The organism is Bifidobacterium asteroides, assembly GCF_003202755.1.
GTDB lineage: Bacteria > Actinomycetota > Actinomycetes > Actinomycetales > Bifidobacteriaceae > Bombiscardovia > Bombiscardovia asteroides_F.
The window spans coordinates 381,958-403,540 of record NZ_QGLK01000005.1; the positions used below are offsets into that span (position 1 = coordinate 381,958).

19 protein-coding genes and 1 tRNA gene are annotated in these 21,583 nt (G+C 55.1%); 2 read left to right on the forward strand and 18 right to left on the reverse strand.

What is annotated here, in order from left to right:
• Positions 1 to 12: 12 nt before the first annotated feature.
• Positions 13 to 1,353 carry a replicative DNA helicase gene (gene dnaB, locus DKK74_RS07950; RefSeq protein WP_110413688.1) on the reverse strand — a complete coding sequence of 447 codons (1,341 nt, stop codon included), beginning with the start codon at positions 1,351 to 1,353 and terminating at the stop codon, positions 13 to 15.
• A 416-nt stretch (positions 1,354 to 1,769) separates the two neighbouring features.
• Here dnaB and DKK74_RS07955 point away from each other — a divergent pair, with 416 nt between their 5' ends.
• The gene (locus DKK74_RS07955; protein ID WP_375537564.1) at positions 1,770 to 3,161 is read left to right on the forward strand and encodes an MATE family efflux transporter; all 1,392 of its coding nucleotides are present in this window, start codon (positions 1,770 to 1,772) and stop codon (positions 3,159 to 3,161) included.
• Between the two features lie 116 nt (positions 3,162 to 3,277).
• On the opposite strand, the gene DKK74_RS07960 is transcribed toward DKK74_RS07955, so the two are convergent.
• From DKK74_RS07960 to DKK74_RS08010, 11 genes are all read right to left on the reverse strand, one after another.
• Positions 3,278 to 3,616: a P-II family nitrogen regulator gene (locus tag DKK74_RS07960; RefSeq protein WP_015022571.1), complete on the reverse strand. Its 339-nt coding sequence runs from the start codon at positions 3,614 to 3,616 to the stop codon at positions 3,278 to 3,280.
• A 17-nt stretch (positions 3,617 to 3,633) separates the two neighbouring features.
• Complete coding sequence (locus DKK74_RS07965; RefSeq protein WP_110413550.1) at positions 3,634 to 4,899, reverse strand: ammonium transporter; 1,266 nt, start codon at positions 4,897 to 4,899, stop codon at positions 3,634 to 3,636.
• 197 nt (positions 4,900 to 5,096) lie between these two features.
• The gene (ftsY, locus tag DKK74_RS07970) at positions 5,097 to 6,419 is read right to left on the reverse strand and encodes a signal recognition particle-docking protein FtsY (RefSeq protein ID WP_219997363.1); all 1,323 of its coding nucleotides are present in this window, start codon (positions 6,417 to 6,419) and stop codon (positions 5,097 to 5,099) included.
• A 49-nt stretch (positions 6,420 to 6,468) separates the two neighbouring features.
• Entirely contained in the window at positions 6,469 to 7,032 is a 564-nt protein-coding gene (locus tag DKK74_RS07975) for a hypothetical protein (RefSeq protein ID WP_045924963.1), read from the reverse strand.
• Between the two features lie 248 nt (positions 7,033 to 7,280).
• Entirely contained in the window at positions 7,281 to 8,012 is a 732-nt protein-coding gene (locus tag DKK74_RS07980; protein WP_110413551.1) for an ABC transporter permease, read from the reverse strand.
• Positions 8,009 to 8,938 (reverse strand): ABC transporter ATP-binding protein, encoded by a 930-nt coding sequence (locus DKK74_RS07985; protein WP_258334497.1) that lies wholly within the window; start codon positions 8,936 to 8,938, stop codon positions 8,009 to 8,011. The genes DKK74_RS07980 and DKK74_RS07985 overlap by 4 nt, the downstream gene beginning before the upstream one ends.
• A gap of 1,039 nt (positions 8,939 to 9,977) precedes the next feature.
• The gene (locus DKK74_RS07990; protein WP_110413552.1) at positions 9,978 to 10,541 is read right to left on the reverse strand and encodes a GNAT family N-acetyltransferase; all 564 of its coding nucleotides are present in this window, start codon (positions 10,539 to 10,541) and stop codon (positions 9,978 to 9,980) included.
• A 293-nt stretch (positions 10,542 to 10,834) separates the two neighbouring features.
• Positions 10,835 to 11,509, reverse strand: a complete 675-nt coding sequence (locus tag DKK74_RS07995) for a response regulator (protein WP_110413553.1) — start codon at positions 11,507 to 11,509, stop codon at positions 10,835 to 10,837.
• On the reverse strand, positions 11,502 to 12,767 hold the full coding sequence (locus DKK74_RS08000; protein WP_110413554.1) for a sensor histidine kinase: 1,266 nt from the start codon (positions 12,765 to 12,767) through the stop codon (positions 11,502 to 11,504). Before DKK74_RS08000 ends, DKK74_RS07995 begins: the two co-directional genes overlap by 8 nt.
• A 37-nt stretch (positions 12,768 to 12,804) precedes the next feature.
• Positions 12,805 to 14,226: an FtsX-like permease family protein gene (locus DKK74_RS08005; RefSeq protein ID WP_110413555.1), complete on the reverse strand. Its 1,422-nt coding sequence runs from the start codon at positions 14,224 to 14,226 to the stop codon at positions 12,805 to 12,807.
• The gene (locus tag DKK74_RS08010) at positions 14,226 to 14,963 is read right to left on the reverse strand and encodes an ABC transporter ATP-binding protein (protein WP_110413556.1); all 738 of its coding nucleotides are present in this window, start codon (positions 14,961 to 14,963) and stop codon (positions 14,226 to 14,228) included. The genes DKK74_RS08005 and DKK74_RS08010 overlap by 1 nt, the downstream gene beginning before the upstream one ends.
• Positions 14,964 to 15,462: 499 nt before the next feature.
• Here DKK74_RS08010 and DKK74_RS08015 point away from each other — a divergent pair.
• Positions 15,463 to 15,535: transfer RNA gene (locus DKK74_RS08015), tRNA-Lys, on the forward strand.
• Between the two features lie 108 nt (positions 15,536 to 15,643).
• Here the strand turns inward: DKK74_RS08015 and DKK74_RS08965 are convergent.
• From DKK74_RS08965 to DKK74_RS08045, 6 genes are all read right to left on the reverse strand, one after another.
• Entirely contained in the window at positions 15,644 to 15,949 is a 306-nt protein-coding gene (locus tag DKK74_RS08965) for a type II toxin-antitoxin system RelE/ParE family toxin (RefSeq protein ID WP_110413557.1), read from the reverse strand.
• Entirely contained in the window at positions 15,946 to 16,227 is a 282-nt protein-coding gene (locus tag DKK74_RS08025) for a type II toxin-antitoxin system RelB/DinJ family antitoxin (protein WP_181414986.1), read from the reverse strand. The genes DKK74_RS08965 and DKK74_RS08025 overlap by 4 nt, the downstream gene beginning before the upstream one ends.
• Before the next feature lie 700 nt (positions 16,228 to 16,927).
• Positions 16,928 to 17,962, reverse strand: coding sequence for a LacI family DNA-binding transcriptional regulator (locus DKK74_RS08030; RefSeq protein WP_110413559.1), 1,035 nt, complete (start codon positions 17,960 to 17,962; stop codon positions 16,928 to 16,930).
• A gap of 161 nt (positions 17,963 to 18,123) precedes the next feature.
• Positions 18,124 to 18,981: a carbohydrate ABC transporter permease gene (locus tag DKK74_RS08035; protein WP_258334498.1), complete on the reverse strand. Its 858-nt coding sequence runs from the start codon at positions 18,979 to 18,981 to the stop codon at positions 18,124 to 18,126.
• Complete coding sequence (locus DKK74_RS08040; RefSeq protein ID WP_258334499.1) at positions 18,978 to 20,033, reverse strand: carbohydrate ABC transporter permease; 1,056 nt, start codon at positions 20,031 to 20,033, stop codon at positions 18,978 to 18,980. The genes DKK74_RS08035 and DKK74_RS08040 overlap by 4 nt, the downstream gene beginning before the upstream one ends.
• A gap of 110 nt (positions 20,034 to 20,143) precedes the next feature.
• Complete coding sequence (locus DKK74_RS08045; protein ID WP_110413561.1) at positions 20,144 to 21,433, reverse strand: ABC transporter substrate-binding protein; 1,290 nt, start codon at positions 21,431 to 21,433, stop codon at positions 20,144 to 20,146.
• Positions 21,434 to 21,583: the final 150 nt, after the last annotated feature.

Genomic DNA, 21,583 nt, shown 5'->3' on the forward strand with positions numbered 1-21,583 from the left:
CGGATTCCGGTATCAGACCCCTCCCTGCTGGTAGTCCTGGGGCATGTCCTTGAACTTGGACTTCTCGCCCAGGAAGGCCAGCTTGAAGGTATCGGTGGGGCCGTTGCGGTGCTTGGCCAGGATGATGTCGGCCTCGCCCGGGCGGTCCTCCTTGTCGTAGAAGTCCGGCCGGTGGACCAGGAAGACCACGTCGGCATCCTGCTCGATGGATCCCGACTCGCGCAGGTCGGAGAGCATGGGTTTCTTGTCGTTGCGCATCTCGGGACCGCGGTTGAGCTGGCTCAACGCCACCACCGGAACCTCCAGCTCCTTGGCCAGCAGCTTCAGGGCGCGCGAGAAGTCGGAGACCTCCTGCTGGCGGGATTCGACCCGCTTGCCCGAGGTCATCAGCTGCAGGTAGTCGATGACCACCAGCTTCAGGTCGTTGGTCTGCTTGAGCCGGCGGCACTTGGCACGGATCTCCATCAGGCTCATGTTGGGCGAATCGTCCAGGAAGAGCGGGGCATCCTGGAGCCTGCTCCAGAAGGTGTTCAGTGTGTTCCAACGCTCGGGGGTGATGTCGTCCGCCCGGCGCAGGGCCACCAGGGGGATGTCGGTCTCGGCCGAGATGATGCGCTGGGCCAGCTCGGTCTTGCTCATCTCCAGGGAGAAGACCACCGTGGTCATGTTGTTGTGGAGGGCCGCGGCGCGGGCGAAGTCGATGCCCAGGGTGGACTTGCCCATGGCGGGGCGGCCTGCCACCACGATCATCTGCCCGGGCTGCAGACCCTGGGTCACGTCGTCGATGCTCTTGAAGCCGGTGGGCACGCCCCGCTCCATGTCGCCGTTCTGCAGCTTGTCCAACTGGTCCAGGGTGTCATGGACGACCGGCCCGATGGCCTCGTAATCCTGGCGGACCCTGCCCACGCTCATCTCGTAGACCTCGGCCTGGGCCAGGTTGACGATGTCCTCGGCCTGGGAGCCCTCGGCCGAGTAGCCCAGCTGGGCGATCTTGGTGCCGGCCGCGATCACATTGCGCAGGATGGCCCGCTGGTGGACGATTTCCGCATAGTAGGTGGCGTTGGCGGCTGTCGGGACCGAGGCCACCAGGGAGTGCAGATAGTCGGTGCCTCCCACCTTCTCCAGGTCGCCGAACTTGAGCAGCTCGTTGGCCACCAGGACCGCATCCACCGGCTGGGAGGCCGAGAAGAGGGTGACGATGGCCTCGTAGATGGTCTGGTGCTTGGGCTGGTAGAAGTCGGATATTTCAATCATCTGGCTGACTTCGCCGATGGCATCCTTGCTCATGAGCATGCCGCCCAGCACGGCCATCTCCGCATCGTCGTCATGCGGGGGCACCCGGTCGAAGAGCATGTCACGGCCGGTCTGGGCACGATCGGTGGGACGCTGTTCGGGATGGGTGTAGTCGGTGTAGTCATCGGAAGCCATAGCCACGATTCTACGAAGAGGACCGTCCCTGACAGCCCTAAGATGAGGATTTCACCCAAGGCATTCACCAGGGCGTGCCGACGGCACTGGACGGGCACGGGGCCGGTCCTGCATGTGTACAGAAAAATAAGTTATCCACATTCAAGGCGTGTCCTAGAGGACATGTGTGCAACTTATCCACCTCATGGGTACAACTCTGTGCAAAACTTGGGGACAGTCGTCCACATCACCAATCCAGCTTGCGCTCAGGGCTGTTTGGTGATATTGCACCTACCGGCAGGGCGTCCACGGACTGGCTTTCAGGGGTTGTGTCTTCAGTCCAGAGCATTAGCATGGCGTCCATGCGCAGCCACAGGGACATCCCCGAAACCAAGACCGGATCAATCACGCCGGAAGAACGGCGGGCGACCTACCGGACCATTGCTGGACTGGCCATACCCACATTCGGCCAGCTGATCGCCTCCCCGCTCTTCGTCATGATTGACACTGCCATCGTGGGCCACATCAGCGACTCGGCCCTAGCAGGGCTCTCCGTCGGATCCACCGTGGTGCTGACCACCGTGGGGCTCTGTATCTTTCTGGCCTACGGAACCACCTCCCAGGTGGCCCGACTCATGGGCGCAGGCCGGCGCAAAGAAGGCATGCAGGCCGGCGTAGACGGCATGTGGCTGGCCTTCGTCATCGGCCTGGTCGTCTGCGCCCTGCTCCTGGTTTTAAGTCGGCCCATCTGCAGCCTGATGGGAGCCCGCGGGCCAGTCCTGCAAGCTGCGCAGACCTATTTGAATGCCCTAGTCTTCGGCCTTCCGGCCATGCTTATGGTGTATGCGGCCAACGGCATCTTCCGGGGACTGCAAAAGGTAAAGATCACCTTGGTGGCCGCTGTGTCAGGCGCCATCCTTAACACCGCCTTGGAGGTCCTTCTGGTCTTCGGCCTGCACATGGACATTCTGGGCTCGGGCCTGGCCACGCTGATTGCCGAGTGGGCCATGGGGCTCTTTTTGACCATCCCCGCCCTGGTCTGGGCCCGTCAGGAAGGCGCCCAGCTGCGGCCCCGACTCTCAGGCATGGCGGCCAGCATGGGCGACGGTTTCCCGCTCTTCCTGCGAACCCTGGCCCTGCGAATCTGCCTGTTCATGACCGTGGTGGCTGCAGCCCACCTGGGTGAGCAGGTATTGGCTGCCTACCAGGGGGTCAACTCGGCCTGGAACTTCGGATTGAACATGCTGGATGCCGTGGGCATCGCCGGTCAGTCACTGGTGGCCACCGAGCTGGGCGCCGGACGGCGGTCACGGGCACGGGTCATGACCGACCTGTCAGCCAAGGCCGGCATGGCCATGGGAGTGCTGGTCGGATTGGTCATGATTGCCCTGGGACTCTTCGCCGCCCCCCTGTTCAGCCCCACGCCGGCCATCAGATCGCTGATCACCGTGGGCATGATCGTCCAGGGAGTCTTCATGCCCGTCGCCGGATGGATGTGGGCCCTGGACGGAATCCTGATCGGGGCCGGGGACTATCGCTACCTGGCGGCCACCTGCTCCCTGACGGCTGTAATCTACCTGATCGGCCTGCTGGGCATGACGGCCCTGGCCATGAACTGGACACCCACCTGGCGGATAGCCATGCTCTGGGCCGTCCTCAATGTCCTCTTCATCGGCGTCAGGGCCATCTGCAACGGCTTGAGAACGCGCACCGATGTCTGGATGGGGACAATAAGCCAGGTCAAGGAAGCCTGAAAAGACATAGAAAAGCAGGACCCCGACCGCTAGACCATGAAATCGGCCACAGCGGCAGGATCCTGCGAAACTGGTCAGCAGGAAGACGACCATACAGACGACAGCAGGCGGCTGCCTCAGATGGCGTCTACGCCGGTCTCCCCGGTACGAACCCTGACCACCGAATCCAGGGTCTGCACCCAGACCTTGCCGTCGCCCACGGTGTTGGTGGCGGCAGCCTGAACGATGGTGTCGACCAGCTCGTCAACCCGGCGATCCTCGGTCAGCACCTCCAGACGCACCTTGGGAACCAGGTCCACCTTGACAGTGCTGCCCCGGTAGACCTCCTTATGGCCGCCCTGCCGACCATAGCCCTGGGCAGACGAGACGGTCATGCCGTGCACGCCGACCTCGGTCAGGGCCTGCTTAATCTGATCCAGCCGCCCGGGCTGAACAATGGCGGTAATGAGTTTCATGCTGCCTTCCTTTCTGATCAGTTCAGAATGGATCCGAAGTCGTAGGCGCTCTCACCCTGATCGCTCTGATCGACGCCGATGACCTCCTGATCCTTGCTGACCCGCCAACCAATGGTCTTCTCCAGCGCAAAAGCGATCACGCCAGTTACTGCAGCCGCGTAGATGATCGCAATCAGCGCCACCAGGAACTGAACCAGCAGCTGCCGGAAATTGCCGCCGGCCAGGAAGCCCGTGCCGGTACCAAAGAAGCCTATCAGCAGAGTGCCCAAGAGACCACCCACACCGTGGATGCCTACCACATCCAAGGAGTCGTCATAGGCGAAACGGAACTTGAGCCCGCAGGCCAGGCAGCAGACGAAACCAGCCAAGAGGCCGATGACCATGGCCCAGAGCGGCGAAACCACGTCGGCCGCTGGGGTGATGGCCACCAGACCGGCAACCATGCCGGATGCGGCACCCATGGCGGTGTAATGTCCGCTACGGATCCGTTCAGTAAAGAGCCAGCCCAGGGTGGCCCCGCTAGCGGCTATGGTCGTGGAAACCCAGGCATACCCAGCCGTGCCATTGGCTGCGAAGGCAGACCCGGCATTGAAGCCGAACCAGCCGAACCAGAGCAGGAAGGCGCCCAGCATGACCATGGGCACATTGTGGGGACGCATGGATTCCTTGGGGAAGCCGATGCGCCTGCCGATGATGAGCACAATGATCAGGGCTGCCACTGCCGCGTTGATGTGGATGACCGTACCGCCTGCGAAGTCGTGCGCCTGAGCTCCGATGGCGTTGGAGATGGGTCCATCGGCAGCCAGCAGTCCGTGATTCCAGACCATGTGGGCCATGGGCGCGTAATCCAAGGTGATCCAGAGAGCCACGAAGATCATCCAGGTGCTGATTCTGACTCGCTCTGCAAGGGCTCCCGAGATCAGGGCCACGCAGATCATGGCGAAGGCGGCCTGGAAGGCGATGTCCACCGTGTGCGGGTAGGCAGCGTTTGCGGAATCAAGCGAGGTGAAGACCCCATTCTTGGCTGTGACCGTGTCCTTGAGCAGGAAGCCGGTGATGGGGTCGCCGAAGACGCCGCCGATATCCTTGCCTGCAAAGGAAATCGACCATCCCCAGAGGGCCCAAATGATCCCAGTCACGGCAATGGCCAGCGTGGACATCATCATCATGTTGAGCACAGCCTTGGCTCGGACCATACCCCCATAGAAGAAAGCCACCGCCGGAGTCATCAGGAAAACCATGGATGCCGCTACCAGCATCCAGGCAGCATTTCCAGAATCCATGCCTACACCTCTCTTTTCCCCATCCGAGCGAGCAGTCCCAATAAAGAGGACTTCCCTCCGGACAGCCTACGTCAGATTCTCTTCCACTTCCCGATTCATCAAACAGGAAGAGGATGACGGTCAGGTCACCGTCGCATTACCTCCGGGTGACTATTGGATGACCACCTTATGACCGACTGCCCGACCGACTAGCCAGACTACTCGTCTCCCAGAATGCCGTCGACAAAGGACTCGGGGTCGAAAACAGCCAAATCGTCGGGCCCCTCGCCCAACCCGACCAGCTTGACGGGCACGCCCAGCTCCCGCTGGACAGAAATGACGATGCCACCCTTGGCCGAGCCGTCCAGCTTGGTCAGGACAATGCCCGTGACCCCGATGGCCTGGGCGAAGACCTTGGCCTGGATCATCCCGTTCTGCCCGGTGGTGGCATCCAGGACCAGCAGAACCTCGTCCACGGGTAGGTTCTTCTCGATCACCCGCCGGATCTTGCCCAGCTGATCCATGAGGTTGGCCTTGTTCTGGAGGCGCCCGGCGGTGTCCACAATGAGGACATCTGCATGATCATTTTTGGCCCGTTCCGCGGCTTCAAAAGCCACCGAGGCCGGGTCGGCACCGTCACGGTCGCTGCGGACCACGGGCACACCCACCTTGCCGCCCCAGGTTTCCAGCTGGTCAGCGGCGGCGGCACGGAAGGTATCGGCGGCACCCATGACCACTGACTTGCCATCGGCCACGAAAAGCCTGGCCAGCTTGCCCGCCGTGGTAGTCTTGCCGGTGCCGTTGACGCCCACCATAATAATTACCGACGGCCTGTTGGCCTGGGGTCGGGCGGCCACAAGAGTTCGGTCCATATTGGGATCGACCAGATCGATCAAGCGCTGACGAAGACTGCGGCGTACTGCTGCGGGATCCTTCTGCCCAGTAATCCGGGCATCGTCGCGCAGCTGTTTCACCAGCTGTTCGCTGGCCTCGGCGCCCACATCCGCCATGAGCAGGGTGTCTTCCACATCCTCCCAGTCGGATTCGCTCAGATGGTCCTTGGTCAGAATGGCAAAGAGGGCCTTGCCGAAGGGGTTGGGACTCTTGGCCAGCCTGGCTTTGAGTCTGATCATACGAGATGCGGATGCCTCCGGGTGAGCCAGCTCCTGCTGCGCTGACGGTGCTCCCTGGTCGGCCGAGGAAGACTGACTGGATGCCTCTGAATCGACTGAGCCGGCTGAATCCGTAGAAACGTCCGGATTATGGGAGACGCTCGATACGGGAGAGGCAGATTGGACAGCTTGATTACCTGATGAAGCTGCTGGGGAGGCACCAGGTTGGTCTTCAGCTTGACCCTCTGCTGCAGCCGTCGCCGATTTCGGGGACAAAGAAGGGTGGCCATTATCAGGCTCTTGCGCCCTGCCGGGGCGTGCGGAATCCCGCTGGGACCGGCGTTTGTGGACCGCCACCAGAATGCCGACCACCGCCAGCACCAGGACGATCAACACCGCGATAAGAATAAGGAGCTGCTGTGTTGTCATAGATACCAGCCTAAGGGCGAAAAGGGACACGGGCGGTCATCACCAGCGGTCACTTTCCGCCTGGATGGCTCTTTTCCGTCTGCGAACCGCTCTTGACTGCAGGCATGACATCAGAGGTGGTGGTCTGAGGATCCCCCCGCTGTGGACGCGAAGGCTCGGGGCTGGATGATCGTAGGGTGGAGCTCCTAGGAGCTGGAGGCCCAGAGGCCGCGGAAGCCGGCTGCACCGCATTCTTCTTTTGTCTCGGGCTGACCGACGATGTGGAATCGCTGCTCGGTGGCGGGGGCAGATTTATCTCGTCCGTGGAATCGGATGCCAGCAGACCCCGAACCTCCATCACGGAGGAAGAGTTCACATAGACCGGATAGGGATGTTCGCTGTCTTCAGCGGTTGGCGTATCCTCGCCCGAGCCAGGGGAGAACGACAGATGCCCGCCTGCTATCCGCGGCAGCTTATTCTCTCGTTCCTGCTGACGGCGTGCAGCCCGGCGCACACGCTCATCGAGAGACTGGGAGAAGGCACGGTCCTGGGACTCGCCAAGCGCCAAGCGCATGACAAATACAACGAATGCCACCACCACCAGCACCCATACCAGGACAATCAGCCAGACCATACATGCCATTCTCTCAGAAGAACCCCACAGACGCGCTACGACACGAGGAATCTATTGGTCTCTTTCACACTGGCAGATCAGTGGATGCCCTGGACCCTTCTTATACCTACCCAAGTTATACCCAAGGCGGCCAAAGGCAAGAAGAATGGCTTTCGCGCGAATTAACCTCAGCCGAGCCCGCAACTACCATTCAGGAAACCGAGAAATTCCTCGCAATGGCAGCAAAAGGTGCATAGCCGTCAGAAGTATCATTTCCAGCGAAAACCGTATATGGAAACAAGCCCTAAGGTAATGCAGCCCACGGTCAGGTATAGGATCCCGAGCCAGGCATGAGGCCAGGTGCCCGATCCGATCAGCATCATCGATAAGGCCTCCCGCATGTGATATAGGGGCGTATACGGGGCGATGGTCTGCACCCAGGACGGCAGCATATTGACAGGCATCATAGCTCCGCCAATGAAGCCCAGGGGCAGAATAATGATGTTCGCGAGGATGGATACCCCTGCGATGGAGTAAATTATCATGGCGATGATGACACCCAGGAAAAAGAACAAGAGGTAGCCTAGGACCAGGGGAAGCAATCCCGACAAAAATGTCGGTTTCAGCACCATTCCCATAATCATTCCCAAGACGACAAGCACTACAGCTTGTGCCAGAAGAACGACGATACCCACAACAGCTTGGGAGAGGATAATCACATTCCAGGATAGAGGAAAATTGCGAACCGTCTGAAGCATGCCATTCTCACGCCAGAGAGCAAGGTGCGAAGCCCCCGCAAAAATACCCACATAGGCAGCGCCAAACGCAATGACATTGGCGCTGATTTGACTGGCAATATCAACTCCAGGAACGTAGCTCTTAAAAGACAGGACCAGGACCAGCAACAAGGCTATAGGAAAGAGAAAGGTGAAAACCAAAGTGGACCAGTCACGAATATCGTAGTGGAACATCAACTTGAATAGAGTTTTGAAGCTGTTCATTTGACGTTCTCCTTTTCGAGAAGGCGAAGGTAGACATCCTCCAGACGCCCATCCTTGACTTGCGCCTGGCTTGTATTGATCCCTGAATCAACCAATTTCGCGAAAGTAACTCCGGTATCCCTGGTGCGAACTGTTAGACCGTCGGGTGTGGCTTTTACATAGTCAGCTCCCACGAGATGGGCTACTTGATCAGCGTGATCCAAGGCATTCGGAAGAAGAATGGTCGATTCCATCTCTGCTTGCGCAATAAGCTTGCTGGGACTGGCTGTTACGAGAATATGCTTATCCGCCAAGATCGAGACCACGTTGCACAACCGCTCCGCCTCGTCCAGATGGTGCGTTGTATAAAGAACCGTGGCGGCCAATTGCTGACTGGATTTGAGCAGGCTCACAAGGTCATGGCGTGACTCAGGATCGAGGGCAGCAGTGGGTTCGTCCAAAAAGAGCAGCCGAGGATGGTGGACGACAGCCGTGGCGATGGCCAGTCTCTGCTGTTCGCCGCCGGACAATGATTCAACCTTGTTGGATGCCACATGATCCAGTTTCAATGCATCAATAAGATCGTCCACACGCGACCGGGGCACCTGGTAGATATCGGCCACTGCAGTAAGGTGCTCAAGGAGCGTCGTTTTGGGGAAGAAGGACGACTTTTGAGGCTGGATGCCTATTTGGCGCAGCAGGGCCAGGTTGCGTGGATAGGGCGTCTTGCCCAGAACGGAGACCGTTCCCTCAACCGGTTTTTGCAGTCCTTCCAAGACGGTGAACAAGGTTGTCTTTCCAGCGCCATTTGGCCCGATGACCCCATGGAAGGCTCCTTCTTCAACCTCCAATGAGAGATGAGAGAGAATCGTTTTGTTCTTTATTCGAACAGTAAGGTTCGATACGCTTACTTCGATATTGCCTATTCCAGAGCCTTTCAGCGTCAATACTGATGTGGTAAAGCGCGGGTTGTGTCGTCTATTGCTGCTTGTCTATTCATGACTATTTCAATTTGCTGAGTCTGGGCAGGCAAGGGAAAGAATCAGTCCAAATTCCGGCCCAGCATAGTATGGTGATTTTGGCTCCGATGGTCTTTTCCATGAGACCATCTGCTTCAACTACGATAGCTTATTAATCCATATTCTTTCCTCACCCATGAGCCCAGAATTTCAGGCATTTTCTAATAAAATACAAGCTGGATCAGACATAAAACCGCCACCGTCCCACAAACTATGGTGTCCAAGAGCACGTACTGACAAACACTGATTCCACTACTGGTTTACCTGCAGCTGGAACAGCATATTCCCATTTATCAAGCGGGCCACCAAGGGGCGGACGGGTACATCTACTTTGTTCCCAATCGGCACTTTGGTAAGAGAAGCCATACCAGTATCAGCAAAAGCGGATATTGAGAAAAGTGCGATGCTTGTTCCCCCGGCTCATGCTCACCAGTGGGGAGGTTGACCGCCGACAACAGTAGACCGCGCGAACGAACAACGACGGCGATGATGCGAAACTCTGCAAGTTATCGACGGAACCCACTATTTCGCCCTTTTCGCGTATTGGCTATCTCGAATGATGCTGGCCTTCACCGTTTCGCCGCCAGTGTCTTACCATCATGAAGACAATCATCATTAGCCAAGCTGCTGGGTATGTGCATAAACCCCAGAACTGTGAACCGGTGGCAAACGATATAACATGGGCGAGAATTAATGCCAGGGCAAAAAACCTGACAGCAATGACTTGCGCCTCATCGGATGGTTTCTGTGTCGAAGCTGTTTGTCTCATGGCGGTTCCTTTGCCGTCGTGCATAATGCACGGAATGTGCATAAAAACAAATATACACTAACCGGCATTCGCTCAAAATAAGCTTAAAATAAGTTCGCGTTCTGGATGCGCATATACGTCATAGCCGGAGAAAATCATTGCAGAGAGCCTAGCCAGGAAGCAATTACATGAAAGCTGCTTTTGCATCCAAGATTGCGTTTACCGATCTGTTCGTTTCGTAGACAAATCAATCCAATACCGTTCTACTGGCTGACCAGATCTGCTGGGGAGCACATTCTCCAGTTGCCCGCCACGCGAAAGGATGGTCCGGCGGCTGGCCAGATTCGACGGGGAGCAGGTAATCAGGACCCGGCTCATACCCAGAGCGGCCGCCCGCCGCAAACATTCAACCAGCATCAGCCCGGCATAGCCCCGCCGGCGACAATCCGGACGAACTGAATAGCCGATGTTGCCGCCCGTACGCAGAAGCGCCTGCGTAAGCTGCAACCTCAGCTGAATCATCCCCACCAGTTTGCCGCTGGGGTCCATGGCGGCGAACTGCAGAGCTGGCACAAATCCCGGCGGCAGATCATCGCCACGCGCCTGATGAGCCACCTCAGGCAGGCCTGACCAACGAACCCCATCCAGGCTGTGGCAGCCCTCCAAGGGGCCGAGACCAGCCGCTTCATCCTGAGGCTGAGAACGGCAGGCCTGCAGATATTCCCAGATCATTTCGGCATCCACCGCCCCCGGCCGGTCCAACCTCACCAGATGGATTCTCATGGTCCACCTCCTCTGTCGAGTGCTTGACCACCACTTTGTGTTTCAGCTTACCTGAGCAGCATTCAACGGAACTGGGGTTTTCAAAGAGGACAAGCGCCACAGGGACATCGCGCACATGGGTGAATAGTCGGAACTCAATACAGCAAGAATCACAATGTTTAACAAGGTTCTTCCAAACTTAAGTTCTGTTCTTCAGTTCCCAGCTTCATCAGGTCAACGAAAGCGTAGCTCTGGAATCTATTGTTCTTTCTGCTTTTCTCCTCGCGATGCCCTGAACAACTGATCAGGGATCGTCAGTCAGACATTCCGGCCTGAAACCATGTGATGACGATTTGTGTACGGTCTCGCAGGCCGGTCTTGTCGAGTATGCGACTTACGTAGCGCCGGATGGAGGTGATTTCGAGAGTGAGACGCTGGGCTATTTCCTGATTGGACAGCCCCTGAGCAATGAGCCCGGCTATCTCGTACTCCCTGGGGGTCAACTTATCCAGCTGCTGCCGGGCCTGCGGGTCACTGACCTTATGCCGTGCATATGCTCTGTCACGGTTGATGAGCTCTGCTGTGATACGGGGGGTGAGCACTGCGTCACCATCGGCCACTGCGTGAATGGCTCGATGCAGGTCTCTGGTGGATACGTCTTTGAGAAGAAATCCATAAGCTCCTGCGTGCAGACCAGTGAAGGCATAATCGTCTTCGTCATAGGTGGTCAGAATCAGCGTACGAATGTCGGGGAACTCCTTGGCAATGACCGCAGTGGCACTGATGCCGTCCATCACCGGCATGCGAACGTCCATGAGGATTACCCGAGGAAGTGGCTGTGCGGCTGCTTTCATCTCCCGAAGTATGGTCACTGCCTCCTGACCGTTGGAGGCTTGTCTGACGACCTGTAAATCGTGGTCGGACTCGATCATGCGTACCAACCCCTTGCGGAGGAGTGCAAGGTCATCGACCAGCATCAGGTCAATCATGGGCGTTGCCCTCTTTCTCGCCGGCGCAAGGCAGGATGGCTTCTACAGTCCATCCTCCATTCTTGCCCGGTCCGCAACTCAGACTCCCTCCCATCAGTCGGCATTGCTCGTCGATTTGTTTGAGGCCCACTCCTTGATGATCATGAATGGCCGGTTGCTGATCGCCCAAGACTTGCCCATGCTCATTCCCGTGCCCATCATCGTGAATGCTGATGCGGAGGGTACCGTCCTGCTCATAGTCGCGGGAGATGACGATGGTGCTCGGGTCTGAGGCATGTCGGAGCGTGTTGGTAATTGCCTCCCTGCTGATGATGAAGCAGAGGTTGTCCTGTCTGGGATCGTGCCGCTGATGCCCTGTTTCGGTAGACACGACAGCCAGACCAGCCGCGCGGGCATGGGCGATTACGGGGTCAAGCTCGTCGAGCGTGTGCAGCCTGGAGCCATAGCTGCGCCCATCATCATCGGACTTTTCAGGTAGCGCCTCATGCTCTTGAACAAGGGTACGGACGGCTTGTCGGGTGTCGGCCAACCCATCCCTTGCCACCTGATTGATGTCTTTGAGCACCTCTTGCAGCTCCTCGGTCTCAACCGAGTCAGCGAATCCCTGGGTCAGGGCAATGATTGTGGTAAGGTCATGGCCCACGCTATCGTGCAGCTCCCCTGCCACCTGGGCACGTGATATGGCCTGATCCCTTTGCCTGGCAAGCATCTCAGAGCGGATGCGCTCCTGCTCCTCACGCTGCTGCGTCTCGCGTCGAATCCGGTAGGACCTGACAGCTATGGCAGCGGCTACGACAGCCATGATGACAGCCATCCTGGCCGACCATTCCAGAAAGAGCATGTGCCCGGCATGCATGCTGATGGCGACCAGACTGACGGCCGCGGCTGTCTCACCAACGCCTGTCGCAATCCTGGGCACGGACGATAAACAGACGCAGAAATAGAGAGCGCCCACCAGGGGTATCAGGAAGCTATCGTCCGAAGTGGCAAATGACAGACCGATGTATATCAGGGTCTCCATGATCGTGATGAGCAGGGAAAGCTGCCTGCTCCAATACAGCAGGCAGGAACACAGGAATCCGATCAGGCCGATGACCGTCTTCCAAACGGGCAAAGGAATGTTCTCGGCCCAGACTGGTGGAAACGTAGGGGCGCTGACATAGAGAAGCGCATAAACCAGGCTCAGCACAGGCATGACAAATCTGGTCAAGCGTTGATTGCTCAACAGCTCGAATAGGTTGGTTGCTATGCCCTTCATCGCGCCCCCTCACGCCGTATGCCGAGGATGCCCAGGTTCATTCGCCAGTGTACTGTGCTATCACACAGGCAGGGGAACGACCTGCTGATTTGCGCACCGTGATCCACGAAGCCAGTGATGCCGCCAAAGTCAGAAGCAGGAAGACCAGCGCCCAGTGGACCCAAGGTATGCCGATGCTGGCAGCCCCGAAGACCTTGCGGAATCCGACAGCGTAGGCCATGACCGGCAGAAGGCTGGAGGTGAAGGATATCAGTACGGCGGTGGTTGCCATGATGAACCCTTCAAGAGCGGCCATGATTTCGAGTTGGTTCGGGTCCGCGCCAGCGATCGAGATAAGGGACAGATCCAGGCTTCGACCATGGGCTGAGATCAGGTATCCTGCGCATACTCCAGCCAGCGTGACGACCAGTGCGGGGCCCAGAAGGGTAATGAGCATGGAGAAATCAGAGCTGCTGACATCCAGGTTGGGAGGCAGCAGATGACTGGAATCGGCGCTGGTCTGGTAGAAGGAATCGGTCATCATCAGCAATGAAACCCCCACGACCAGCGGTAGGACCGTGGAGCTGAGACTACGCATGCGGGCACTGGCTTGCCGGCAAGCGATCAGCCATGAGGGCTGGCGAGGTGCGATGATCCTGGTCCAGCCGCTGGTGACCGTGCCCAGCAGGGAGGGACCTGCCAAGCAGATTGCGGCCAGCAGGAGCATGAAACCGAAAGTGCTTCCCATGGCGATAGGCAGGATGGGCGCAGCGGTGTGCAAACGGACCAGTTGCTCATCAGGGATGGTCCGCGCTTGCATAATCGGCATCAGCATGATTGCCAAGGCTGCCAACAAACACAAGGCAGCGGCAATACGACGAGCCAAACCTGTTGTTTTTGGAGGAATGTTTGCAGCACGCAGAGATTCCACGGGACTGATCCTGCTGATGGTCCCGATGGTCAGCAGCGTGCCGATCAAGGCCACCAATACCCCGCACGAGATTCCTATCGCCCAGGAAGCCAGCTGGTGACTGGCGATGAAAGGCTGCCTGCCGATCAGGAACTGGGAAGTCTCCCATGCATAGAGGGGACGGGCCAGCAGAAAAGAGGCCGCCAGCGAGACCACACTGGCCGCGAGCGCCAAGATGAATACGCGCATACAGGTCAGCGAGGTCAGTTGCCAGGGCGTTGCGCCTTGCAAGGCTAACAGGGCAAGGTTGCGCCGCCGCTGGTTGATCACCGACGAAACGACCTGCAGAACGATCAATACTGCGGCAACGAGAAGTGCGACAAAGGGGATCATCAAGTTTTGGTAGGCGGTGCGACCTTGCTCGGCCATGCCGGGAAGGTCGCCCAAGGCCTTGGCTGAAGAGAGCATCATGGCAAGCAGGCCGACCATGGTTTGCGAGGCGATCAGCACGAGGGCGACACCAGACCAGGCCAAGGGGGCATCCTTGAAATCTCGAAGAAGAAGTCGCATCAGATGCCCGCTTTCGGCACAGGAACCTTGTCGGCTGTAACTATGCGACCGTCGCACAGATGCACCAGAGTGTTGCAACGGGAGGCGACTTCCGGACTATGGGTGACCATAATCACTGCATGGCCCGGTCGACCGGCGAAGGCAGCGAGCTCATTGACGACCGCGTTGCCGGTCTCCTGGTCAAGGGCGCCAGTAGGCTCATCGGCGAAGATAATGTCGGGATCCGAAATCAGCGCACGGGCCAGGGCAACCCGCTGCTGCTCGCCGCCTGACAGGAGGGTCACATTGGTCTTGAGTAGCCCCCTGATGCCCAGTCTGCCCAGCAGCTTGAACGCCTGATCCTCCGGCCAGCGAGTCTTGCGCAGAATGAAGGGCAGTTTGAGGTTATCCTCCACGCTCATCGAAGGCACCAGATTATAGGACTGGAAAACGAAACCCAGGTGCGCACGGCGGAATCGCGCTGACGCTGCAGGCCCCATGGCAGAGATGCGCCGACCCAGGACTTCCACCTGGCCCGAGCTGACGGGTTCGAGACTAGCCAGGCAGTAGAGCAGGGTTGATTTGCCGCTGCCCGATGGCCCTATAATCCCGGTCATGGCTCTCCAAGATGCAGTGAATTCTACATTGTCCAGGAGAGTTAAGGCCTCCCCCTTCCTAGGCGACACCTGCTTGCACAGGCCAGATGCATGGATAGCGAAGGGCTCGCTCAGGTCGGAAGGATTGGCGATACGCTTCATGGCAGTATCCAGTGCTCGCAAACGGGTGAACGCCGGTATGAGCCTGTGATGCTCTGTACGTGCGGCGATGCGTATTGAACCGGTTGTTTCATCGGAGCTCCCTCCCTTAGCACACTTGCGAGGGCAAGAGATCGCCTCGCAGGGACGATTCTTTCAATCTGAGTACGGGGAATCAACGTCGGCCACCACTTCGCCATCTGCAGACGACAAAACAGTGCCCGATTCACTGCGCAACGGATAGGAAACCGCTCTACGCTTTGGCAGAAGCTTTTGGCAGACAGGTTCGTTTACTATCCGGTATGGGTCCCGTCAGCAAGTTCAGGGTTTGCCCCACCCCTCCCCCCTACAGATCCCAACAACCTTGTTAAGTGGACGGAAAGGTAGCGTTTCAAATTGATATTCTTCGTTAATCTGCATGGGTTCTCGGTCTTGCTTCGCCCGAGAACCGGCTTGCCGCGAACTGGAAAAATCCAACACAAACATGTAGTGTTGAGATGTTGCCCCTCTGGCTCAATGGTTAGAGCAGCGTCCTTTTAAGTCGTGGGTTGTGGGTTCGAGTCCCACGGGGGGCACTTTGGATTACCGATTATTTAATACCAGCCACTATGCTCCGCACAGATCATCTGCCTGCGCAACAGTGGGCCAGGTTCCTGATACAACTTTGATCTATTTGCCGAATCTCAGTATCTACCGCGCCTACCCAACACCTGATCGTGGGAACCTAGTCGTAAAATATAGGCAGCATCGCCCTCCCTATGCGACACCAGCAGCAGATCTCCAGCATTGCCCACATGGCACTCATAAACAGCCGCATAACCTTGCAGCATATACATCAGATGATGCGCTTTCAATGCCTGGAGCGACGCTTCAGAATTCTCCGCTATCAGATCTAGCACCTCCTCGACCGGCTCTAACGGGACGTGCCTGCGAGCCATGCGCTTCAGGTCTCTCGTAAAAGCACCAGTGGGAACCAGCGCAAGCCTCATCGATCCGCGCCAGCAGCTGCTAGCACGCCATCCACCAGGTCCTTTCCTGTGGCGTACCCCCTAGTCTTCCCCCTCATGGCCAGACGGCGCGATTCCTCCAAGGCCTCCTCGGTTTCGGCAGGTAGATCCAAGCTGAAGTCCAAGGGGATCCGCTGCTCCCGAATGATCTGCTTGTAAAAAGCTCTGGTGACCGTAGTCATATCCAGACCAAGCTCCTTCACGATATGATCCACCTGTTGCTTGTCCGCATCGGATATACGCACCGTAACCTGAGACATCTTCTCCATTGGAGCCCACCTTCCTCGTTGTCTGTAATTTTGCATAAAAGTACAAAATTACAGCAGATATCTTACTTTAATGCAAAATTGCAGTGCATGGTAAGGCATTAATGCGCATAGCTGACAGCAATAACACATGTCTATTGCTTCATGATGCGCTGGGCGACTCCGATTACTCATACTTCCAAGCCATCTTCGACGAAGTGGACCTCTACGGAGGCGATACCCAGAGGTCTTCCGCTACAACCAAAGTCGCCCGAACGAGAATAACGCCGAACACAGCTGCACTCGCCCCTTAGCAATAACAGCCTTGGCCCCCACACAGCTGATTGATCATGGATACACCGCGCCAGAGGTCTTCTGGGCCTATCACCATTCCGGTCCTTTCCTGGATGCCTTCAAACAAGAAGAAATAAGCAGCCAGGTCATAAGGCAAAGTCACTTTTACCTTATTAGGAGTACCTATGTCAGAAAACAAACTAGTCATCGCTGAAGAAGAGCTACACAGTTTGGAAAGCCGCAGGGTCACATTTAACATTTAGAATAGGGAAGATATCGGCCACTTCCTGACATAGTGGACTTACTTCATAAATTTCAAGTCATATGAGAACAGCTACAAACAGGTTAGGAGAGGATACAAACAACTCCAAATCCCGCATGAACTCACCACGCCAGGAGAAAAGAGGATAAGCCGTTGGGTCTAAAAAGGAAGGGAGATTCTAGGACGCACCTTGGAAGAGTGAGCGGAGCTTGGCTCTGCACCCTCTCCGTTCGCCCCCGAGATCGTCACAGGAAGCACATAAAGATGCTCGTCTAACTTTTCCCCGTTGATTTCTTTGAGCAATACATCTACGAGTGTAGAAGCCAGCCGGCGATAAGGTTGAATGACCGTAGGAAGTATTGGATACGCAATCTGGTAGACGAAAGAACCGTCATAACCGAAAACAAATAGGTCTTCGGGAATGCGCCGACCTGATTCTAGGGCTTTGCGCTGAACGGCAAGGGCCACCAGATCAGAGGCGAAGACTCCATCGACAGTAGGATTGTCCACCAGAAAATCGTTTGCGGTCGTCAAATATGTAGAGAACTCAAATTGGTTCAAATCTAGTTCATAGGTAGCGCAGGAAATGCCCTCCTCATGCATCCGCTCTGCGAAAACCTTATGCCGCTCAATCGAGGGAGTTCGGACTTTAGAAGATCCAATGAACTGAGCCACATTTCTACATCCACGGTCAATAAAAGCTTTAGCAGCCAACATGCCGCCTTGAACATGATCCGCGCTCACCACCGGTATGGCATCAGCAAGAAACCGGTCCAAAGCCACTATCGGAGCTTTGATATCGGCATAATTGATATCGATGGAATGACTGCCAATGATAATGCCGTCGACCTTATTAGCCGTGAGCATGTCAAGATATTTTCTCTCTTTATCAGAAGAATGCATAGTATTACACAGAATCATTTTGTAGCCCCTCTGATTAAGCTCATCCTCAATCCTCGATGTCATAGTAGCGAAAAATGGCTGCACTACATCAGGTATCACCAAGCCAACAATATTTGTTCTGTTCGTGTACAGGCTACGTGCGATTTGGTTCGGCTGGTAATGAAGCATGTCTATTGCTTCTTGAATCTTATTTCGAGTTCCCTGAGATATATAGCCTCGGCTGTTGAGATACCGGGATACCGTATTCTTGGAAACTCCCGCTACCCGAGCAACATCTGTTATAGTGACCATACCTATCCCCCTTCATAATTGCTATATTCAGGGAGTAGATACTCATTCGTTGACTTACTCTCCCTCACTCACCTTTTAGTGTATGTGCAAACTATCAAATCTCTGAAATAGAGACCCCGACTGATGCCGAGAAGCGGCACCAGTCGGGAATATATTGCTCATCATCCTTTGACAGAACCCGCCAACATGCCGGAAACCAGGTACCGTTGCAGGAAAAACGAGATCACAATAACGGGCAGAGAAAAGAGTACAGCGGCGCCAGTCATGGGCCCTAAGTCCAGATTGTAGGAAGTCAAAAATTCTGAAAGGGCGACCGGCACAGTCTTGGCCTGACTGCTAGTCAACAGCAGCGCAACCAGAAAATCATTCCAAGCCAAGAGGAAAGTAAATATTCCAGTAGAGATAAGGCTCGGCGTCACTACAGGAAGGATTACCTTAACAAAAGCCGTAAAAGGCCCTGCTCCATCCACCGCTGCTGCCTCGTCAAGATCCACCGGCACATCTTTGAAGAAACTGATCATCATCCATAGAACAAACGGCATATTAACCCCAGCGTAGACAACGCAGAGAACCGGCAGGTAATCATACATGCCAAATTGCTGAACCAGACTATAGATCGGAACGACGATGCTGGACATGGGAATCATTTTGAGACAAAGCACCACAATTAGTAGAATCCCGCTAAACCGCGACATAGCTGTTCGAGATATTGCATAGGATGCCAAAGAACCCAACAATAAGCAGATCAGCGTGCTGACTGCAGCCGCTATAAAGCTATTACCGAAATATAGCCCCATATCGGAGGTCTCGAATACCTTACGATAGTTTTCCAAGGACCAAGCCTTAGGGAGGAAGGTCGGATTAACAGAGATGACATCATGGGAGGGCTTGAAAGAAGAGAACAGCATGTAGAGATAGGGAAATATAAAAGCCAGCAAAAATATAATCGCCAAGACATACATGAGTATGATCCAGATGCTGTCGTCCTTATTGCGACCGAATTTCTCATGGAACATCATGAGCTCCTCTTCTGCTTGAACTGCGTGGCCAAGGTAATACCGACCAGCACGAGAATAAATATGACCGCCATAGCACTGGCATACCCAACATCCCCATAACGTTGAAGCATCTTATATATATGCACGCTCAAAACTTCGGATGAGCCCTGAGGGCCTCCCTGAGTCATGGCCCAGATGATGTCGAATGTTCTCGCTGCATCAATCACACGAATCACAAGGGCACTGAACAACACACCTCGGATATTTGGAATGATGATTTTCGTTATGATCTGCCACTTACTGGCGCCCTCGACCTCGGCGGATTCATAAAGACTATCCGGTATTGATTGAATTCCGGCCAGAAACATCAACATCATGAAAGGGGTCGTGAGCCATACATCTGCGATGATGCAAGAGATAAGAGCAAACCGTGAATCCGAGAGCCAGAGTATGCCATCAGTGGAATGCAACAGTCCTCCCTTAACTAACAGAACATTGACAATACCGAACTGTCCACTCAGCATGAATTTCCATACCAGGCCTGCTACCAAAGGTGCAATCATCAGCGGGGACAGAATAAAAGTACGAATAGCTTTAAATCCCCTATACTTATTTGTCAAAACTACAGCCAAAAGTAAGCCAAGTATTGTCTCGAAGGAAACGGCAACGACTACATAGACTGCTGTGTGCAAAGAATCTGCTTGAAACTGCCGAGAAGCCAAGGCCTTAGCATAATTCTTCAGACCGACGAATGCCCTACCCTCATAGTTGTCACCAACGTCAAAAAAACTGTCATATAGTAGCTTGAGCAGAGGGAAAAGAAGGAACACCGACATAAAAATCCCAGCAGGCAAAAAGAACTTGAACAGGGTTCGATTATCAAATGTTGAACTGATCATCTTCCTGGTGCTATGAGGGCTGAATCTAAAGCGCCGCCCTTTGAGAAGCATTGCATTCTCTCTTTTCATTATCCCTACAGATACCGTATCTTTCTCACCCTCATGCCCTGGTAATCTCTGATTTAGCCAGATTTTCCCCGAACTTTCGCGATGCCTCTCCGTTTTACGATTCATCTTTTTCTCCTACTTTCAGAGAGAACAGGGTGGGAATGCAGACTCAATTTTCCTCACTACAGCTGCTAACCTGGAACGCTGCCGCATTTCCCACCCGCACTATTGCCGACCTATTCCATCAATAGGCTTTCAATCGATTGCTGCGCCGCCTTTAGCTCCTCCTTGGCATTAGCGCCTTTAAACACTTTCTGAACCATTGGCGATAAAGTCTCGCTTTCTATTTGTGCCCAAAGTCTGGTAGCAGGGCGATTCTGGGTTTGCTTGGCCGCTAGAGTAGCCTCCAACGCCTTGATATGAGCATATTGAGGATTATTCTCGTACTTTTTGAAAACACTCCTACGGGCAGCTACGCCCAATTCCTTCATGTAACCCTCATTCTTCCCATACATGAACTTCAAATATTTCTTGGCTATATCCTGTTTCTTAGAATTTTTTAATAACACTTCATACCAAGGTCCAGGTATGGCTCCGATACCTGCCGAACCGCCTATCATTGGCGCAGCACCGACCTTGTCACCCAATTCCTTGGCCGAAGCTAGATAGAAATGACCCCATGTAAGTTGCATCGCAAGTTTGCCTTGATTGAACATATTCGATATTTCGCTGGTTCCCAGCGATAGATAATCGGAAGGAACAGAGCCATCCTTTACCAGATTCTGCATATATTGCAGGGCATCCGAGTAAGGTTTACTTTGTAGATCAGGCTTATTATTTTTGCCTAGCACAAGATTTTTGGCACCTGCCTGAGTGGCGAATTCCAGCCAACCAGTTACCGAATCAGCGCCAGTCTGCCCCACAACAGCAGTCCCGTAGTTTCCATCCTTAGTAAAGAATTTCGCCGCATCCCGATACTCTTTCCAAGAGGTGGGAACTTGTAATTCATACCCATACTGAGCCTTGAACGCTTGCCGGTTGCTCTCATTCTCGAACAGATCCTTTCTATATAACAGAATCTTCGAGTTGGTCCAAGTAGGAATACCAAGCAGTTTCCCGTTTAACGTACCGCCTTGCGCAAGTTGAGGCATCAGATCGTTCTTTTCAGCTGGAGAAAGCACCCCATCAAGAGAGGACAACCCTTTGGATAAAGCGGAAAACCATAGAACATCAATGACAGCTAAATCATGAGTGGCCTTGCCAGAATCAGTTTCAGCCTTCAATTTGTCATATAGACCCGAATAAGGCGAAGTATCTATCTTAAGTTTGTAACCCGTCTGTTTCGCAAATTCAGCCGCACTGCTACGAGCTACCTTTTCCGCCGGGCCTCCGCCCTCAACCAATAGATTCAAAGTCTTGTCATTAGGACTACCTGTAGACCCCCCAGACCCCCCGCAAGCAGTCACCGATATAAGCAGGACACCTGTAGTTACAGCCGCCAATACCTCTTTTATAGCCTTTTTCATTGTTTAACCTTTCTTCCACCTCACCGCTTGTAAACACAGGCGAAAGCAATCAATCGCGATCCATGGCCGATGAGGGTTCAGATACACCGATAACATCATCTCCACGCATTGCTACCCTTGAAGCTTCGTATGCTCGGCATATTGACTTCA

What these genes read in the sequence shown, in the direction of transcription:
- dnaB (WP_110413688.1), bottom strand. Translation starts at nt 1,353, where the DNA reads ATGCTCTTCGACCGGGTGCCCCCGCATGACGACGATGCGGAGATGGCC.
- DKK74_RS07955 (WP_375537564.1), top strand. Translation starts at nt 1,770, where the DNA reads ATGCGCAGCCACAGGGACATCCCCGAAACCAAGACCGGATCAATCACG.
- DKK74_RS07960 (WP_015022571.1), bottom strand. Translation starts at nt 3,616, where the DNA reads ATGAAACTCATTACCGCCATTGTTCAGCCCGGGCGGCTGGATCAGATT.
- DKK74_RS07965 (WP_110413550.1), bottom strand. Translation starts at nt 4,899, where the DNA reads ATGGATTCTGGAAATGCTGCCTGGATGCTGGTAGCGGCATCCATGGTT.
- ftsY (WP_219997363.1), bottom strand. Translation starts at nt 6,419, where the DNA reads ATGACAACACAGCAGCTCCTTATTCTTATCGCGGTGTTGATCGTCCTG.
- DKK74_RS07975 (WP_045924963.1), bottom strand. Translation starts at nt 7,032, where the DNA reads ATGGTCTGGCTGATTGTCCTGGTATGGGTGCTGGTGGTGGTGGCATTC.
- DKK74_RS07980 (WP_110413551.1), bottom strand. Translation starts at nt 8,012, where the DNA reads ATGAACAGCTTCAAAACTCTATTCAAGTTGATGTTCCACTACGATATT.
- DKK74_RS07990 (WP_110413552.1), bottom strand. Translation starts at nt 10,541, where the DNA reads ATGAGAATCCATCTGGTGAGGTTGGACCGGCCGGGGGCGGTGGATGCC.
- DKK74_RS07995 (WP_110413553.1), bottom strand. Translation starts at nt 11,509, where the DNA reads ATGATTGACCTGATGCTGGTCGATGACCTTGCACTCCTCCGCAAGGGG.
- DKK74_RS08000 (WP_110413554.1), bottom strand. Translation starts at nt 12,767, where the DNA reads ATGAAGGGCATAGCAACCAACCTATTCGAGCTGTTGAGCAATCAACGC.
- DKK74_RS08005 (WP_110413555.1), bottom strand. Translation starts at nt 14,226, where the DNA reads ATGCGACTTCTTCTTCGAGATTTCAAGGATGCCCCCTTGGCCTGGTCT.
- DKK74_RS08010 (WP_110413556.1), bottom strand. Translation starts at nt 14,963, where the DNA reads ATGAAGCGTATCGCCAATCCTTCCGACCTGAGCGAGCCCTTCGCTATC.
- DKK74_RS08965 (WP_110413557.1), bottom strand. Translation starts at nt 15,949, where the DNA reads ATGAGGCTTGCGCTGGTTCCCACTGGTGCTTTTACGAGAGACCTGAAG.
- DKK74_RS08025 (WP_181414986.1), bottom strand. Translation starts at nt 16,227, where the DNA reads ATGTCTCAGGTTACGGTGCGTATATCCGATGCGGACAAGCAACAGGTG.
- DKK74_RS08030 (WP_110413559.1), bottom strand. Translation starts at nt 17,962, where the DNA reads ATGGTCACTATAACAGATGTTGCTCGGGTAGCGGGAGTTTCCAAGAAT.
- DKK74_RS08035 (WP_258334498.1), bottom strand. Translation starts at nt 18,981, where the DNA reads ATGATGTTCCATGAGAAATTCGGTCGCAATAAGGACGACAGCATCTGG.
- DKK74_RS08040 (WP_258334499.1), bottom strand. Translation starts at nt 20,033, where the DNA reads ATGAATCGTAAAACGGAGAGGCATCGCGAAAGTTCGGGGAAAATCTGG.
- DKK74_RS08045 (WP_110413561.1), bottom strand. Translation starts at nt 21,433, where the DNA reads ATGAAAAAGGCTATAAAAGAGGTATTGGCGGCTGTAACTACAGGTGTC.